Source organism: Streptomyces sp. NPDC048291 (assembly GCF_043201715.1).
Lineage (GTDB): Bacteria > Actinomycetota > Actinomycetes > Streptomycetales > Streptomycetaceae > Streptomyces.
This window is the reverse complement of sequence record NZ_JBICZC010000026.1, coordinates 18,494-35,416: the sequence shown is the minus strand read 5'-3', so window position 1 is coordinate 35,416 and position 16,923 is coordinate 18,494. Positions and strand designations below refer to the sequence as shown.

The following is a 16,923-nucleotide window of genomic DNA, read 5'->3' as shown; positions in this document are numbered from 1 at the left end:
GATCGGTCACGTCCGAGCACGGCAACCAGCGGACCGAAGCGAGCGTCTTTCCATCGAACGCAGGCCGGAACGCCAACGTATGGGGATACGTCGGGAACGCTTATCGGCTCCCTACGAGGGAGGGGAAAGCACAGCCGGACGACCGCCCGGTCCCGGGCACCACGGCACTACAGTGGGTCGGACACATGGGTCGGAGACATTCAGCAACCAGCCATTCAGTGAGCAGCAGGGAGCGCATGACGTGCGGCCGGTAGGCAGCAAGTACCTCCTGGAGGAGCCGCTGGGACGCGGCGCCACCGGTACCGTCTGGCGTGCCCGCCAGCGGGAGACCGCGGGCGCCGAGGCGGCGGTGCCCGGCCAGCCCGGCGAGACCGTCGCGATCAAGGTCCTCAAGGAAGAGCTCGCGAGCGACCCCGACATCGTGATGCGTTTCCTGCGGGAGCGCTCGGTCCTGCTCCGGCTCACCCACCCGAACATCGTCCGGGTCCGGGACCTCGTCGTGGAGGGCGATCTCCTCGCCCTGGTCATGGACCTCGTCGAGGGCCCCGACCTGCACCGCTACCTGCGCGAGAACGGCCCCTTCACGCCCGTCGCCGCCGCCCTGCTGACCGCCCAGGTCGCCGACGCGCTCGCCGCCAGCCACGCCGACGGCGTGGTGCACCGCGACCTGAAGCCCGCCAACGTGCTGCTCGCGCAGTACAACGGCCAGATGCACCCGCTGCTGACCGACTTCGGCATCGCCCGGCTCGCCGACTCCCCGGGCCTGACCCGGACCCAGGAGTTCGTCGGCACGCCCGCGTACGTCGCCCCGGAGTCCGCCGAGGGCCGCCCGCAGACCTCCGCCGTCGACATCTACGGCGCCGGCATCCTGCTGTACGAGCTGGTCACCGGCCGCCCGCCGTTCTCCGGCGGCAGCGCCCTTGAAGTCCTCCACCAGCACCTCAGCGCCGAGCCCCGGCGCCCCTCCACCGTCCCCGACCCGCTGTGGACGGTCATAGAACGCTGCCTGCGCAAGAACCCCGACGACCGCCCGAGCGCCGAGAACCTCGCGCGCGGCCTGCGGGTCGTCGCCGAGGGCGTCGGCGTGCACGCGAACTCCGCGCAGATCGCGGCGGCCGAGGGCGTCGGCGCACTGCTCGCCCCCGACCCGGCGCCGACCGCCGTACCGGGCGCGGCCGACCCGACCCAGGTGCTGCCGAACACCGGCGCGCCGATGGGCGCGTACGACCCGAACGCCGCGACCAGCGTCCTGCCGCACACCGGCCAGCCGGGTCCGTTCGGCGCCGCCGACCCGACCGCGGTCCTGCCCAACACCGGCGCCGCCGACCCGACGGCCGTCATGCCGCCGGTGCCCCAGGGGCAGCCCGGCCAGCAGCAGCCCGAGCAGCCGCACCCCTGGCAGACCCAGCTCCGCGCGGCCCGCGACCGCAACGAGCAGACCCAGGTCCAGTACCTCGACCCGGGCGAGGACCCGCTGCGCCGCCGCCCCCAGCGCCAGGTGGCCCGGCCGCAGCAGCAGCCGCCGCGCCAGGCCCCGCAGCAGCAGCCGGTACGCCGGCCGCAGCCGCGCGGCCAGGGCGGCCAGGGCGGGCCGCAGGGCGGCCAGGGCGGGTACGGCCAGCAGCCCGCCGGATACGGCCAGCAGCCGGCCGGGTACGGCGGCGGCCGGCCGCAGCAGCAGTACGCCCCGCCGCAGCAGCCCCAGCAGCCCCAGCAGCGGTACGCGCCCCCCGCCGAGCCCCAGCAGCGGGCCCCGCGCGAGCCGCGGCAGCGCAGCGCCAACCCGATGCGGATCCCCGGGCTCGGCTGCCTCAAGGGCTGCCTGTTCCTGGTCGTCATCCTGTTCGTCGCGGGCTGGCTGATCTGGGACCTGACCCCGGTGCACACGTGGGTGGGGCAGGGCAAGGGCTACTGGCACCAGCTGAGCGACTGGGTGAGCTCGGTCAGCAACTTCATCGGCGACCTGGGCAACGGCTCCGGCAACTGACGGCGACAGCCGACCGCGGGAACCGGCCGTGAGTTTGGGGATTTGTCGACACCTGGCGGGTGATTTCCGCCTCCGTGGTGAAGGTTGGCTCTTCGGACGCGTACTTTTGTCGGCAACACGCGTCTGTAGGAGCAGTCTTGGCACGGAAGATCGGCAGCCGGTACACCGCCAACCAGATCCTGGGGCGGGGCAGCGCCGGCACGGTGTGGCTGGGCGAGGGGCCGGAGGGGCCCGTCGCCATCAAGCTGCTGCGCGAGGATCTCGCGTCCGACGAGGAGCTGGTGGGGCGCTTCGTGCAGGAGCGCACGGCACTGCTGGGCCTCGACCACCCGCACGTGGTGTCCGTCCGTGACCTCGTCGTCGACGGCAACGACCTCGCCCTCGTCATGGACCTGGTCCGGGGCACGGATCTGCGCACCCGCCTGGACCGGGAGCGGCGGCTCGCGCCCGAGGCGGCCGTCGCGATCGTCGCGGACGTCGCGGACGGGCTGGCGGCGGCGCACGCGGCGGGCATCGTCCACCGGGACGTCAAGCCGGAGAACGTCCTCCTGGACATGCAGGGCCCGCTGGGCCCCGGCGGCTCCCATCCCGCCCTGCTGACCGACTTCGGCGTCGCGAAGCTCATCGACTCCCCGAAGCGGACCCGGGCCACGAAGATCATCGGTACGCCGGACTACCTGGCCCCGGAGATCGTCGAGGGCCTGCCGCCCCGCGCGTCGGTGGACATCTACGCGCTCGCGACGGTCCTGTACGAGCTGCTCGCGGGCTTCACCCCGTTCGGCGGCGGCCACCCCGGCGCGGTGCTCCGCCGCCATGTCACCGAGACCGTCGTCCCGCTCCCCGGCATCCCCGAGGAGCTCTGGCAGCTGCTCGTCCAGTGCCTGGCGAAGGCCCCGGCGTCCCGGCTGCGGGCCTCCGAGCTGGCGGCGCGGCTGCGGGAGCAGCTGCCGATGCTGGCGGGGATGCCGCCGCTGGACGTCGACGAGCCGGAGACGGAGACGCCGGAGGAGGCCGAGGAGTCGGCCGCCGCCGCGGCTCCGGCCGCGGAGGAGCAGCGGGTGCGGCGCCGGGGGGCTGTCTCCCTGGTGCCGGGCGCGAAGCCGGACTCCAACCGGGACACGCACACGTCGATGCGGGTGCCGGGCCCCGACGAGCTGGCGGGCGGCGCCCGGGGCACGGCGCGGGCGCCGCGGGCGGCGGGGGCGCCGCGGCCGGGGTCGGCGCGGCACCGGGTCGCTGCGCGGCGGCGGAGGGTGACGTTCGCGGTGGCGGGGGTCGCGGTGGCCGCGGCCGTCGGCGTCGGCGCGTGGCTCGCCTCCTCCGGCGACGACTCGGCTCCGCCCCAGGAGACACACACCTCATCGACCCCGTGACCTGCCGGTGGCTCCGCCGATTTTTTTCCCACCCACCCACCCGACTCGGTAGGCAACAACACCACCGCCACGGGTCTCCGCCCCGGACCCCGAAGAGAGGCGGTCGCCCGTCCCGCTCGGCAGGCCGCAGGACCACGGCCGCGGGTCTCCGCCCCAGGCCCCGAGGGGTGGCGGTCGTCTGTCCCGCTCGGTAGGCCGCGGGGTCACGGCTGCGGGGCTCCGCCCCAGGCCCCGAGGGGTGGCGGGCGTCTGTCCCGCTCGGTAGGCCGCAGGGTCACGGCTGCGGGGCTTCGCCCCAGGCCCCGAGGGGTGGCGGGCGTCTGTCCCGCTCGGTAGGCCGCAGGGTCACGGCCGCGGGGCTTCGCCCCGGACCCCGAGGGGAGGCGGTCGCTTGTCCCGATCGGTAGGCCGTAGGGCCACGGCCGCGGGGCTTCGCCCCAGGCCCCGAGGGGTGGCGGTTGGCTGTCCCGCTAGGTAGGCCGCGGGGCTTCGCCCCGGATCCCGAAGGGGGCGGTCGTCTGTCCCGCTCGGCAGGCCGCAGGACCACGGCCGCGGGGCTCCGCCCCAGGCCCCGAGGGGAGGCGGTTGCCTGTCCCGCTCGGTAGGCCGCAAGGCCACGGCCGCGGGGCTCCGCCTCGGATTCCGAGGGGGAGCGGACACCCGCTCGGCTCGGTAGGTGTCAGGGCTACCGTCGCGGGGCTCTGTCCCGGCCCCGAGGGGGAAGCGGTCGCCGGCCCGGCTCGGTAGGCGTCAGGGTCAACGCCACGGGGCTCTGCCCCGGACCCGGTGGAGAGCGGACCCCGGCCACGGTCCGGACCTGAGCGGGCCGGGATGCCCGTCGGCCATCCTCGGTTGGCGGAGCCGTTACGCTGGAGGCGTGGCAGTCGTCGATGTATCCGAAGAGCTCAAGTCCCTCTCCTCGACCATGGAGTCGATCGAGGCCGTTCTGGACCTCGACAAGCTGAGGGCAGACATCGCCGTGCTCGAGGAGCAGGCGGCCGCGCCGTCCCTGTGGGACAACCCGGACGAGGCGCAGAAGATCACCAGCAAGCTGAGCCACCTCCAGGCCGAGGTCAGGAAGGCGGAGGCGCTGCGCGGACGGATCGACGATCTCTCCGTGCTCTTCGAGATGGCCGACGAGGAGGACGACCCGGACACCCGCGCCGAGGCCGAGTCCGAGCTCACCTCCGTCAAGAAGGCGCTGGACGAGATGGAGGTCCGCACCCTGCTCAGCGGGGAGTACGACTCCCGGGAAGCGCTCGTGAACATCCGTGCCGAGGCCGGTGGCGTCGACGCCGCCGACTTCGCCGAGAAGCTGCAGCGCATGTACCTGCGCTGGGCCGAGCAGCACGGCTACAAGACCGAGCTCATCGAGACGTCGTACGCCGAAGAGGCCGGCATCAAGTCGACCACGTTCGCCGTGCAGGTGCCGTACGCCTACGGGACGCTCTCCGTCGAGCAGGGCACGCACCGCCTCGTGCGGATCTCGCCCTACGACAACCAGGGTCGCCGCCAGACCTCCTTCGCGGGCGTCGAGATCCTCCCCGTGGTCGAGCAGACCGACCACATCGAGATCGACGAGTCCGAGCTCCGGGTGGACGTCTACCGGTCGTCCGGGCCCGGCGGCCAGGGCGTCAACACCACCGACTCCGCGGTGCGCCTCACCCACATCCCCACCGGCATCGTCGTCTCCTGCCAGAACGAGCGGTCGCAGATCCAGAACAAGGCGACCGCGATGAACGTCCTCCAGGCCAAGCTCCTCGAACGGCGCCGCCAGGAGGAACAGGCCAAGATGGATGCCCTCAAGGGCGACGGCGGCAACTCCTGGGGCAACCAGATGCGGTCGTACGTGCTGCACCCGTACCAGATGGTCAAGGACCTGCGGACCGAGTACGAAGTCGGCAACCCCGAGGCCGTGTTCAACGGCGAGATCGACGGCTTCCTGGAGGCCGGAATTCGCTGGCGCAAGCAGCAGGAGAAGTAACTTTGTCGACTTGCCCACGGCGAGTCGACCGACCCGGAACTGCCGCCCCAGTGGCGGCAGTTCTCGTATGTCTGGGTTTTACGTCACACTCACACGCTTCAACTCCCGGCATTGGGTGCGCAACTGGACATCGCGCGCGCAACGCCCTTGACGTGCTCTTGGAAAATGGGAAGGGTGAAGAGTGGCATGCGTATCTCTGGGGCGCATGTGAACCGGGGGCCTTGAATATTCGTAGCTGTCTCCGTCGAGCACCGGCCCCGAACGCCGCCGCACAGACGATCAGCTACTGGGGGTAGCAACCATATGACGAAGAAGACGCGTCTCCGCGTCGCGCGGATAGCCGCCGGCGCAGTGATCGCAGCCGGCGCCTCTCTCACGGCCGCCGGCGCCGCTTCCGCCCTGGACATCGGCGTGAGCGTGACCGACAGCGGTGTCAGCGCGACCGTGGACACCGGCGACGACGACGGCGGCACGGGCGGCTCGCCCTGCGACATCGTCGTCGACCCGACCTGCACCGACGACGGTGGTACCACCAGCAGTGGTGGCACCGACAGTGGTGGCACCGACAGCGGTGGCACCGACAGCGGTGGTACCGACAGTGGCGGCACGGACAGTGGTGGCACCGACAGTGGTGGCACCAGCAGCAGTGGTGGTACCGACAGCGGTGGCACGGACAGTGGTGGCACCGACAGTGGTGGCACCAGCAGCAGTGGTGGTACCGACAGTGGCGGCACCGACAGCGGCGGTACGGACACGGGTGGCACGGACACCGGTGGCACCGACACCGGCGGTTCGACCACGGGTGGCTCGACCACCGGCGGTTCGACCACCGGCGGTAGCGGTGACAGCGGCGGTTCGACGAGTGGCGGTTCGACGAGCGGTGGGTCGTCCACGGGCGGCTCGTCCACCGGTGGGTCCTCCACCGGCGGCTCGACCTCCGGCGGTACCGGCACCGACGGCAACTCGGGCACCTCCGCGCAGGAGGCCGGCACCTCCGCCCTCACCGACACCGGGTCCTCGAACACCGAGGCCCAGGGTGGCGGCAAGCAGCTCGCCGAGACCGGTGCCGGACAGACGGCCTTCCTCCTCGTCGGTGCCGCCACGATGATCGCCGGCGGTATCGGCTTCCGCATCCTGCCGCGCCTCGTGGGCGGCCGTGGCGGCGCTGCCGTCTGACGGTAGCCGGACGCTCACGGAGCGTACGCGCCTCGTAACGGACGAAGGGCCCCGAGCAATGGCTCAGGGCCCTTCGGTCGCTCCTGGGTGAGCGTCGCGTGTGAGCTTCGTTACGCGGTCTGGTGCGCCGCCAGCAGCGCCACCGCGGCGATCAGTACCGCCAGCAGCCCGATGAGTGCCATCGGGTTCAGACCGCCGAGGAAATTCTCCTGCTGAAGACGCTCGCGATTGGCGCGGCACACGGGGCACCGGCCTTCGCTCACGGGCGCCGCGCAGTTCGCGCACACCAACCGGTCGTACGTCATGCGCTCACCCTCCTTGCACCGGCCAATACCCATCCAACGCTCCGCGGAACGAGAACGTTCCCCTCCCACTGTGCCAGGTTCCCCCGGAAAGAGCGCGGCCGTCCGCGGACCTCGCCCCGGCACTCCTGGGCGCTCCGGAAAGACCGCCCCGGAACAAAACCGCACAAGCCTCACCCAACCGTGACCGGCGCCTGCGCTTCCTCACCCGACTCGCGTATGGTCACGCTCATCTACCCCCGGCGACCCGTGGTGCATCCGTGATCCGATTCGACAATGTCTCCAAGGTCTACCCCAAGCAGACCCACCCCGCACTCAGGGATGTCTCCCTGGAAGTGGAGAAGGGCGAGTTCGTCTTCCTCGTGGGGTCCTCCGGCTCCGGAAAGTCCACCTTCCTGCGGCTGATCCTCCGCGAGGAGCGGTGCAGCCACGGCCAGGTGCACGTCCTCGGCAAGGACCTCGCCCGGCTGTCCAACTGGAAGGTGCCGCAGATGCGCCGCCAGCTCGGGACGGTCTTCCAGGACTTCCGCCTGCTGCCCAACAAGACGGTCGCCGAGAACGTGGCCTTCGCCCAGGAGGTCATCGGCAAGTCGAAGGGCGAGATCCGCAAGTCCGTGCCCCAGGTGCTCGACCTCGTCGGGCTCGGCGGCAAGGAGGACCGCAGGCCCGGCGAGCTGTCCGGCGGCGAGCAGCAGCGTGTGGCCATCGCGCGTGCCTTCGTGAACCGGCCCAAGCTGCTGATCGCGGACGAGCCCACCGGCAACCTCGACCCGCAGACCTCGGTCGGCATCATGAAGCTGCTGGACCGCATCAACCGGACCGGCACCACCGTGATCATGGCCACCCACGACCAGAACATCGTCGACCAGATGCGCAAGCGCGTCATCGAGCTGGAGAAGGGCCGTCTCGTCCGCGACCAGGCCCGCGGCGTCTACGGCTACCAGCACTGACGGAAAGGCATAACCCGACGCCATGCGCGCCTCGTTCGTAATGTCGGAGATCGGAGTCGGTCTCCGCCGCAATCTGACGATGACCTTCGCGGTCGTCGTCTCGGTCGCCCTGTCCCTGGCGCTCTTCGGCGGCTCGCTCCTGATGAGCGACCAGGTCAACACCATGAAGGGCTACTGGTACGACAAGGTCAACGTCTCGATCTTCCTCTGCAACAAGAGCGACGCCGAGTCGGACCCCAACTGTGCCAAGGGTGCCGTCACCGAGGATCAGAAGAAGCAGATCCAGGCCGACCTCGGCAAGATGTCGGTGGTCGAGAAGGTCACCTACGAGTCGCAGGACGAGGCGTACAAGCACTACAAGGAGCAGTTCGGCGACTCGCCGCTCGCCGACTCCCTCACGCCGGACCAGATGCAGGAGTCGTACCGGATCAAGCTCAAGGACCCGGAGAAGTACCAGGTCGTCGCGACCGCCTTCGACGGCCGGGACGGCGTGCAGTCCGTCCAGGACCAGAAGGGCATCCTCGACAACCTCTTCGGCCTGCTCAACGGCATGAACTGGGCGGCCCGCATGGTCATGGCCCTGATGCTGGTGGTCGCCCTGATGCTGATCGTCAACACGGTGCGCGTCTCCGCGTTCAGCCGTCGGCGCGAGACCGGCATCATGCGCCTGGTCGGTGCCTCCGGCTTCTACATCCAGGCCCCGTTCATCGCGGAGGCCGCCGTCGCCGGCCTGATCGGCGGCACGGTCGCCTGCGGATTCCTGGTGATCGCCCGGTACTTCATCATCGACCACGGCCTGGACCTGTCCCACAAGCTGAACTTGATCAACTTCATCGGCTGGGACGCGGTGTTGACCAAGCTCCCGCTCATCCTCGCAACGAGCCTCCTGATGCCCGCGCTTGCCGCGTTCTTCGCGCTGCGCAAGTACCTGAAGGTGTGACGCACGCCAAGAGGGCCGTACGGGCAACAGCCCGTGCGGCCCTCTTGCGTTGTCCTAGACTCACCGGCATGTCAGGCCGAGAGCTGTTCTGTCAGCCCCGCCGGGTTCGCCGGGGGGCGGCTCTGACGTTGGTGTTCGCAGGGCTGTTGGTGACCGGGGCGGCCACCGGGGCGTTTCCCGACCCCGGGCAGTCGGACCGGAAGACACCCGCCGGGGCCGCCCGCGCGACCGCCGGGCACGAGGACGTCGCGAAGGCCGCCGCCGAGGCGATGGCCGACGGCAAGTCCCCCATGGAGGCCGCCGAACGGGCCGTCAGCCGCAGCGGGGACCGGTGGGCCGCGGTCTACTCCGAGGGCGAGTACCAGGAGTTCGAGGAAGCGCTCGACGGCCAGTACACGGGCGTGGGGCTGTGGGCCCGGCGGGCGGCGGACGGGCGGATCGACGTCACCAAGGTGCAGGCCGGCTCGCCCGCGGCCGAGGCGGGGATCAGGAAGGGCGACCGGCTGCGCAGCATCGACGGTGAGGACGTCGACGGGCGGCCCGTCACCGACGTCGTCTCGTTACTGCGCGGTGACGCCACCGACGCCCGCGCCGGTACGACCGTCACCCTCGGTCTCGAACGCGGCACGCGCGCGTGGAGCGAGACCCTGCGCCGGGCCCTGCTGTCGACGGACTCGGTGACCGTCCGCAAGCTGACCGCCGGCATCACCGTCATCAAGGTCTCCGCCTTCACCAGGGGCTCCGGGGAGCTGGTGCGCAGCGCCGTCCGGCAGGCCCCGGCCGACGGCGGGATCGTCCTCGACCTGCGCGGCAACTCCGGCGGCCTGGTCAGCGAGGCCGTCACCGCCGCCTCCGCCTTCCTCGACGGCGGCCTGGTCGCCACCTACGACGTCGACGGCGCCGAGCGCTCCCTGCACGCGGAGCCCGGCGGCGACACCGCGAGACCCCTGGTCGCGCTGGTCGACGGCGGCACGATGAGCGCGGCCGAGATGCTCACCGGCGCCCTCCAGGACCGCGGCCGTGCGGTCGTCCTCGGCTCCCGCACCTTCGGCAAGGGCTCCATCCAGATGCCGACCCGCCTGCCCGACGGCTCGGTCGCCGAGCTCACCGTCGGCCACTACCGCACCCCCTCGGGCCACACCGTCGACGGCCGGGGCATCACCCCCGACCTGGACGTGTCCTCCGGGGCGCTGGAGCGGGCGGAGACGGTCCTGAGCGGCCTGGGCGACCCGTCGTAGGGGCGGCTGCGGAACCCGTCGCTAATCCGCTTCCCCCGCACCCCCTCCGTAGTGCGAAAATGGAGGGCACTATGGCCAAGGGAATGTACGTACCGAAAGAGTCCCAGCAGAAGCAGCAGGGGACGGCCGCCAAAGCCAGGGACGGCGAGAAGGGCGGCAAGCGCAAGATCGTCGCGCAGAACAAGAAGGCGCGGCACGACTACGCGATCGTCGACACCTACGAGGCCGGCATCGTGCTGTTCGGCACCGAGGTGAAGTCGCTGCGTGAGGGTCGGAGCTCGCTGACCGACGGCTTCGTCCAGATCGACCGGGGCGAGGCGTGGCTGCACAACGCCCACATCCCCGAGTACCACCAGGGCAGCTGGACCAACCACTCCGCGCGCCGCAAGCGCAAGCTGCTGCTGCACCGGGAGGAGATCGACAAGCTGGAGGTCAAGTCCCAGGAGACCGGCCACACGATCGTGCCGCTCGCGCTGTACTTCAAGGACGGCCGGGCCAAGGCCGAGATCGCGCTCGCGCGGGGCAAGAAGGAGTACGACAAGCGGCAGACCCTGCGGGAGCAGCAGGACCGGCGGGAGTCGGACCGGGCGATCGCGGCGGCCAAGCGCAGGCAGCGGGGCGCGTAGCGCGGAACACCGCCGGAATACGGTGGCCACGTCGCTCGTTGTTCACGTACGATGGCACTGCACCTCACAGCGGGTGCGCACCCTCCTCGGAGGGGTTTGAAAAAACAACATGGGGATGATCGGTTTCGACAGCGGATGTCGAAGCAGGGGAAGCGTGTCGAGGAAGCGGCAATGATCTCGTTAACCATATGTCGCAACCAATAATCGCCAATTCCAAGAGCGATTCCCGCGCCTTCGCCCTCGCTGCCTAATAAGCAGTGAGTGAAGGCCCTAACGGGTGTCAGACCGGGGATGTTCCCGACCCGGACCCTGGCATAATCTAGGGGACTAAACCATCCGGCCCGGTCACGGGGTCGGATGGGAAATCAAACAGTGACTGGGCCCGTCGGCGACTTGTTCGCGTGATTGCCGGGGCCGAGAAAATCACAGCGAACTGCACACGGAGAAGCCCTGATTCTGCACCGTTGGACGCGGGTTCGATTCCCGCCATCTCCACAATCTCCATGTTGCGAGGGCCCGGTGGTCACAGACCACCGGGCCCTCGTCGTGTTCGCGGGGCCGCGGAGCGGCGATGCGAAGATTGATCCCGGCCGGTCAAAAACTCTTCACATATGTCCCACAAGTTTACTAAAGTGCGGTGCGCGCGCTGAGCCGAGCCGACCACTCCGCTCCCGCGCACGACCATCAGCGACCGGGGGAACGTCGTCGCCATGGGGAGGGGCAGGCGGGTCCGACCGCCGCCACGGCACATGTCACCTCTTCGAGCCGGCCCCCGTCTGCCTTCCTCAGGAAAACGGGGTGCCCCTTTGCGTTCCAGACCCGGGCTTGTCATGCCCCCTACGCGAAAAGCCGGCCGTCTCCAACGACTCGTCCCCTCCGTCCTCGCGCTCGCCGTGCTCGCCGGCCGCCCGGACCTGCCCCAGCACCGGGCCACCGACTTCAGCCCGGTGGCCGACAGCTACGACGGCTTCGACACCAAGGCCGCCGAGCAGCTCCGCCAGGACCAGTGCCTGATGGCCGAGGTGCTGCGCACGGGCGGCTCCGCCATGTTCGGCACAGCCCAGGACGGACTCGACCAGACCCCGGACAAGCTGCACACCGCGGCGAACCGGGAGTACTGGAACACCACTCCGCTGTCGACGGCGTACGACCAGGACAAGGCCGCCGCCGACAAGGCGGGCGACGCCCTCGCCGCGTACGTCGACGTGTGGAAGAAGCCGCTCGACGGCCTGAGCACCCCGGCCGGGTTCACCGAGACCGGATTCCACTGGCCGCCGGGGACCACGGGGACCGGCCCGAGCTTCTTCGACCAGACCGGCCTGAGCCAGTGGATCGCGGCCCAGTTCTGGAAGACCGAGGGCGACTTCTACGAAGACCCGACCCCGAAGGCCGACGACACCGCACTGAAGGCGGTCAAGGACCTCGGCACCCCGCTCTACGGCGCCGACCCGGACCCCTCGCTGCCCACCCCGCAGTGGCAGCAGGCGTACGCCGAACACCAGGCGTGGGACGGCCTGGTGCACTCCTCGATGCAGCCCACGGGCACCGACGACGCCCGCCTCTTCCTCTCCTCCGGCGGTTTCCGGCGCACCGCGCCCGAGCCGGGCAGCGTCGAGTACCGCATAGCCGTGGAGGACCTGAAGACCCGGTTCGCCTCCTGCGACTGGCGCAGCCCCGTCGACCCGGACCGGGTCCTCGGCAAGGAGGTCGCGGACGCGTCCGCCGAGTGGCAGCGGGAGATCGCCGCCCAGGCCGCCCAGCGGGACCGGATCCTCACCGCGAACCGCGACGCCACCAAGGCCCTCGCCACCGGTTCCAAGGCGCTGGGCGAGCTGCTGGGCCAGTCGTGGATCGCCGACCGCCTCGCCCGCTGGCAGGACTACTGGTCGGCCGGCGGCCCCGGCTGGATCGGCGACAGCCCGATGATCGTGCACGCGCACGGCGCCGCCGACAAGTGCCTCGAAGTGGGCGGCGGCAAGAAGGACAACGGCACGCCGGTGCAGATCTACACCTGCAACGGCTCGGTCGGGCAGAAGTGGGCGATCAGCAACGACGCGCTGGTCAACGTCAACTCCGGCAAGTGCCTGGAGGTCAAGGGCGGCGCCACCGCGAACGGGACCGTCGTACAGATCTCCACCTGCAACGCCAAGAGCACGGCCCAGAAGTGGGAGTACGACACCCACGCGACCAGCCGCCTGTACAACCCGGCCACCGGCAACTGCCTGGACCTCGCGACGTACGACAACAGCCGTGACGCCCGGATGTGGGACTGCAAGGGCACCGACCCGCAGAAGTTCGACTTCGCCCCCTCCGGCCACAACGGCACCGACGACCTGAACTACCCGACCAAGGCCCAGTTCGACAAGGCGAAGAAGGGCGTCACCGACGCCCAGACCGCGGCCAGGACCCAGCTCGACCTGCTCAAGGCGCAGGTGACCGCGGCGAAGAAGGCCGCCACCGACACGGACACCGCCACCCAGGCCGCGTACGCCATCGCCGACCAGGCGGGCGCCCCGCGCGGCCGGGGCCTGCTCGTCGGGCAGCAGAAGGCCCAGGTCACCAAGGCATCGGCAGCAGCGCTCGACGCCCTGTCCAAGGCCGGCGACACCGCCTACGCGGCGACCAAGGCGTCCGCCGGCGACAGTGCGACCATCGCCGCCCGCGCGGTGACGCAGGCGGCGCAGTCGAAGGCCGCGTTCCGCACGGCCGCCGCGCAGGAGGCCAACGCGCAGGCGAAGGCCGCCGCCGACGCCGCCGCCGTACAGGCGCAGACCGCCAAGGCCGCGCGCGACACGGCGAAGGCGAAGCTCGACGAGACGCAGCGGGCGGAGACCGACGCGAAGGCGGCCGCCGCCACCGCGCACGCCAAGCGGCTCGACGCGGAGGCCGAGGAGCAGACGGCGAGGGCGGAGAAGGAGACCGCCGCGGCCAAGCAGGCCGAGGCCGCGCAGCACAAGACGAACGCCGAGGGGTACGCGAAGACCGCCGCCGAGGCCAAGGACCGGGCGGACACCGCCGAGTCCACCGCCCGCAGCAAGCGCCAGGACGCGGAGGCCGCGCGGGACCGGGCCAAGGGCAAGTCGGACGACGCGTGGAACGCGAAGAGCAAGGCGAACGCGGCGCGCGCGAAGTCCGACGCCAAGGACGCCTACGCCGACGCGCACGACTCGGACGCCGACGCGCAGGACTCACGGGCGGCGGCCGACCAGGCGGACCAGGCGGCCGACGGCGCGGAGGCGGCGGCGGGCTCGGCCCGTACCGAGGCCGACGCGGCGAGCCAGGCCGCGGCCGACGCCGACGCCGCGGCGACGCGTGCCGAGGCGGCGGCGAAGCGGGCCCGGTCCGACGCGGACGACGCCCAGGCCGCCAAGCTGAAGGCGGACGCGGCGGTGCGCACGGCGACCAGCGCGGCGGCGGACGCCATCACGGCCTCCCAGGCCTCGGCCGCCGCGGCCCGCGCCGCGGTCAAGCTGGCCGACGAGGCCGAGCAGCACGCCGCCGACTCGAAGAAGCAGGCCGACGCGGCGAAGGCCGAGGCCGCCAAGGCGGTCGCGGGCGCGGCGGACGCGGCCGGTCACGCGTACACGACCGGGCAGGCGGCCGAGGCCGCCGGCGCCTCCGCGCAACAGGTCGCGGCACCGGCCAACGACGCGATCCAGCTCGGTTCGCCCTACGTGGACACCGACTCCGCGGCGGGTCTCGCCGTCCTGTCGGGCCAGTCGTCGAAGACGATCGCCGAACAGCAGCAGGCCGTCGCCGAGGCGCACGCCGCCAACGCGCAGAAGAACGCCGAGCAGGCGCAGAGCCTCGCGAACGCGGCGACGGGCGACGCGAAGGCCGCGTACACGATCGCCGCCGAGGCGGCCGGCCACGCCGCGGACGCCCGCAGGTCGTCGAAGGAGGCACTGGGTTACGCCTCCGAGGCCGCGCAGTACGCGGCGGACGCGCAGAAGTCACTGGCGCGCACCATCGAGTACGACCAGCAGGCGACCGCCGATGCGGCAGCCGCCGACCGGGCGGCCGGCAACGCCGAGGGGTACGCCAAGGACGCCCGGGACTCCGCCGACCAGGCGGCCCTGGACGCGGACGCGGCCCGCACGGCGGCCGCCGAGGCCGAGCAGTCCGCGAAGGACGCCCGCGCCGCGGCCGACCGCGCCGACGCCGAGGCCACCGCGGCCGAGGAGGCGGCGAAGGACGCCCAGAAGTACGCCGAATCGGCACAGCAGGCGGCCGACCAGGCGGCAGCGGCCGACGCGAACAAGCAGGTGCAGACCGGCGCCGGGACCGGCACCGGGATCGGCGGCATGTTCTCCGTCATCGACGACATCAAGCAGCAGGGCGACCCGCAGCGGCTTCCGGACGACTGCTCCCGCCTGCCCTGCGACCTGGTGTTCGAAGTGCACTTCGACGCGGTCGTCAGCTACTACTTCTGCAACAACCCCGACGTCCCGGCCACCGAGGCCGGTTGCCCCGCCGAGGACACGCACTTCCTCACCACCAAGACGTTCAAGGGCTTGAAGAAGAACGTCAAGATCTCCTCCTGGGAGGCGACCAAGGACCTGTGGACGGGTCTCTACCACTCGATCATCGACGACTTCACCGGCTGCTACCACAAGGTCACCGGCACCGGTGACGGAAGCTACGGCGATTGCGCCTGGGCCGCCACCTGGCTCCCGCTCGGCGGCCCGATCGGGAAGATCACCGAGGCGATCCGCACCGTGGACGCCGCCCTACGCACCGGCATCGGGATCGAGGACGCCTTGAAGGCGCTGCGCGCCCTGGACGTCGACGCCCGCACACTCGCAGAGATCGAGCACAGCGCACAGATCTACGAGGAACTGCGCACGGCGTGCCCGACGAACAGCTTCCCCGGCGGCACTGAGGTGGTCCTCGTCGACGGCAGCCGCAAGGCCATCCGCGACGTGCAGTACGGCGACCTCCTGATGGCCACCGACCCTGCCACGGGCCGCACCCTCGGCGAGCCGGTCACCGACACGTTCTCGCATCCGGCCCGGGTACTGCTGACCATCACCCTGGCGGACGGCGGACGTCTCACAAGCACACCGGGGCACCGGTTCTACGTCGACGGCCGTGGCTGGACCCTGGCGTCCGACCTGCGTGCCGAGGACGGTCTACGGGGCCCCGACGGGACCCTCCGCACAGTGGCCGCGGTGATCGACCGGAACGACGCGGCGCCCCGCACGGTGTTCGACCTGACGGTGTCGGGCCTGCACACGTTCTATGTCGTGGCCGGTGCCACCCCGGTCCTCGTCCACAACTGCAACAACCTCGTCGCCGACGCGCGGGAGTTCAGCGGGCTGGCCCACACCCTCGACGAGCACACGGCAGGTACGGCAGCCGGGTTCGTCACCTCCGAACAGAGGGCGATCGACCTGGCGGTCAGCAAGGGTGGTCCCAACGGCGTGTTCAAGGACCTCGCGACGGCCCAGGCGGTCGTGGATGATGCTCTGGCGAGCAAGGCGGCGGAGATCCAGAAGTGGCTCCGCGGCAGCGCGCGGGAGAAGCCGTTGACCGGTACCTTCGGGTCGGGCTCCCTCGGCTATGTCGCCAAGACGGACCGCACCGTGGCCCCTGCGGGGAACATGTACAAGATCGTCCTCAAGAGGGCGAAGGGACACAAGAACGGTTTCTACGTGTACACGGCGTTCCCGGTCTGACTCCCGGTTCAGGAGGTGAGAGCAAGTGCATCGGACAGATGAGTTCGATTTCGGCGTGACGTGGCTGATGAGCCAGTTCCACGAGGACTGGTCGCACAACGGACCCGCAGCCGTCGCGGCGGCCGAGTACCACCTGTGGGACGAACTGGACCCGGGGGCCGTTGTCGCGGTCCGGCACGACGCACGCCTGCTGCGGCGCCTTCCCTCGGCGACGGTCGAGGCGCTGTGGCAGGCCGGGACGGCGACGGGACCGGCATTCTTCTCCGGAGGGCCCACAGGTGTCACGTCGGGGACGCAGTGGATGGACACGCTCATCGCGCTGTGCGACGACTGGCTGGCCAGGAACGCGGTGGACGGCGTCGACCCGTCCGACGCGCCTGGCGTGACCGATGGTGAGGAGATGGCGGACGCGGTCCTCGCCGAGATCGCAGCGGCCCGGTTCGTGCGCGACGAGATCAGGCACGACTTGGCCGAGTGCGTCGGGCTCTGTACACCCGACCTGGCCTTCCGGCTGCTTCTGCGGGCGATGGCAGAAGCCGGCACCGGACACGGTTCGACGCTCTCGCCGGGGCACTACGCGCGGCTGGAGCAACTGGGCTCGGCCCTCCACTACGGCGAGTACGTGGTGGACGCCGTGAAGTTCATGGTCGATCAGGACTAGCCGGCCGA

The 16,923-nt window shown here is 71.1% G+C and carries 11 protein-coding genes and 1 other RNA gene; 11 read left to right on the top strand and 1 reads right to left on the bottom strand.

Features of this window, described 5'->3' with window-relative positions; translation table 11 throughout:
- Window positions 1-241 precede the first annotated feature (241 nt).
- The 4 genes from ACGF5O_RS46995 (at window position 242) to ACGF5O_RS46980 (ending at window position 6,520) form a co-directional block, all read left to right on the top strand.
- Window positions 242-1,987: a serine/threonine-protein kinase gene (locus tag ACGF5O_RS46995; RefSeq protein ID WP_393816100.1), complete on the top strand. Its 1,746-nt coding sequence runs from the start codon at window positions 242-244 to the stop codon at window positions 1,985-1,987.
- Between the two features lie 137 nt (window positions 1,988-2,124).
- Window positions 2,125-3,360, top strand: a complete 1,236-nt coding sequence (locus ACGF5O_RS46990) for a serine/threonine-protein kinase (protein WP_393816099.1) — start codon at window positions 2,125-2,127, stop codon at window positions 3,358-3,360.
- Window positions 3,361-4,237: 877 nt separating this feature from the next.
- Window positions 4,238-5,344 carry a peptide chain release factor 2 gene (gene prfB, locus ACGF5O_RS46985; RefSeq protein ID WP_393816098.1) on the top strand — a complete coding sequence of 369 codons (1,107 nt, stop codon included), beginning with the start codon at window positions 4,238-4,240 and terminating at the stop codon, window positions 5,342-5,344.
- Between the two features lie 303 nt (window positions 5,345-5,647).
- Complete coding sequence (locus ACGF5O_RS46980) at window positions 5,648-6,520, top strand: hypothetical protein (protein WP_393816097.1); 873 nt, start codon at window positions 5,648-5,650, stop codon at window positions 6,518-6,520.
- Between the two features lie 110 nt (window positions 6,521-6,630).
- On the opposite strand, the gene ACGF5O_RS46975 is transcribed toward ACGF5O_RS46980, so the two are convergent.
- Window positions 6,631-6,825 (bottom strand): hypothetical protein, encoded by a 195-nt coding sequence (locus tag ACGF5O_RS46975; RefSeq protein ID WP_351718154.1) that lies wholly within the window; start codon window positions 6,823-6,825, stop codon window positions 6,631-6,633.
- A 257-nt stretch (window positions 6,826-7,082) separates the two neighbouring features.
- Here ACGF5O_RS46975 and ftsE point away from each other — a divergent pair, with 257 nt between their 5' ends.
- From ftsE to ACGF5O_RS46940, 7 genes are all read left to right on the top strand, one after another.
- The gene (gene ftsE / locus ACGF5O_RS46970; RefSeq protein ID WP_187749347.1) at window positions 7,083-7,772 is read left to right on the top strand and encodes a cell division ATP-binding protein FtsE; all 690 of its coding nucleotides are present in this window, start codon (window positions 7,083-7,085) and stop codon (window positions 7,770-7,772) included.
- 22 nt (window positions 7,773-7,794) lie between these two features.
- Window positions 7,795-8,712 (top strand): permease-like cell division protein FtsX, encoded by a 918-nt coding sequence (gene ftsX / locus ACGF5O_RS46965; RefSeq protein WP_351486726.1) that lies wholly within the window; start codon window positions 7,795-7,797, stop codon window positions 8,710-8,712.
- A 68-nt stretch (window positions 8,713-8,780) separates the two neighbouring features.
- Window positions 8,781-9,950: a S41 family peptidase gene (locus ACGF5O_RS46960; RefSeq protein ID WP_393816096.1), complete on the top strand. Its 1,170-nt coding sequence runs from the start codon at window positions 8,781-8,783 to the stop codon at window positions 9,948-9,950.
- A gap of 83 nt (window positions 9,951-10,033) precedes the next feature.
- Window positions 10,034-10,576, top strand: a complete 543-nt coding sequence (smpB, locus tag ACGF5O_RS46955) for an SsrA-binding protein SmpB (protein WP_355717281.1) — start codon at window positions 10,034-10,036, stop codon at window positions 10,574-10,576.
- A 111-nt stretch (window positions 10,577-10,687) separates the two neighbouring features.
- Window positions 10,688-11,074: a transfer-messenger RNA gene (gene ssrA / locus ACGF5O_RS46950) on the top strand.
- Window positions 11,075-11,406: 332 nt separating this feature from the next.
- The gene (locus tag ACGF5O_RS46945; RefSeq protein WP_393816095.1) at window positions 11,407-16,254 is read left to right on the top strand and encodes a ricin-type beta-trefoil lectin domain protein; all 4,848 of its coding nucleotides are present in this window, start codon (window positions 11,407-11,409) and stop codon (window positions 16,252-16,254) included.
- Window positions 16,255-16,309: 55 nt separating this feature from the next.
- Entirely contained in the window at window positions 16,310-16,915 is a 606-nt protein-coding gene (locus ACGF5O_RS46940) for a hypothetical protein (protein WP_393816094.1), read from the top strand.
- The last annotated feature ends 8 nt before the right edge of the window (window positions 16,916-16,923 follow it).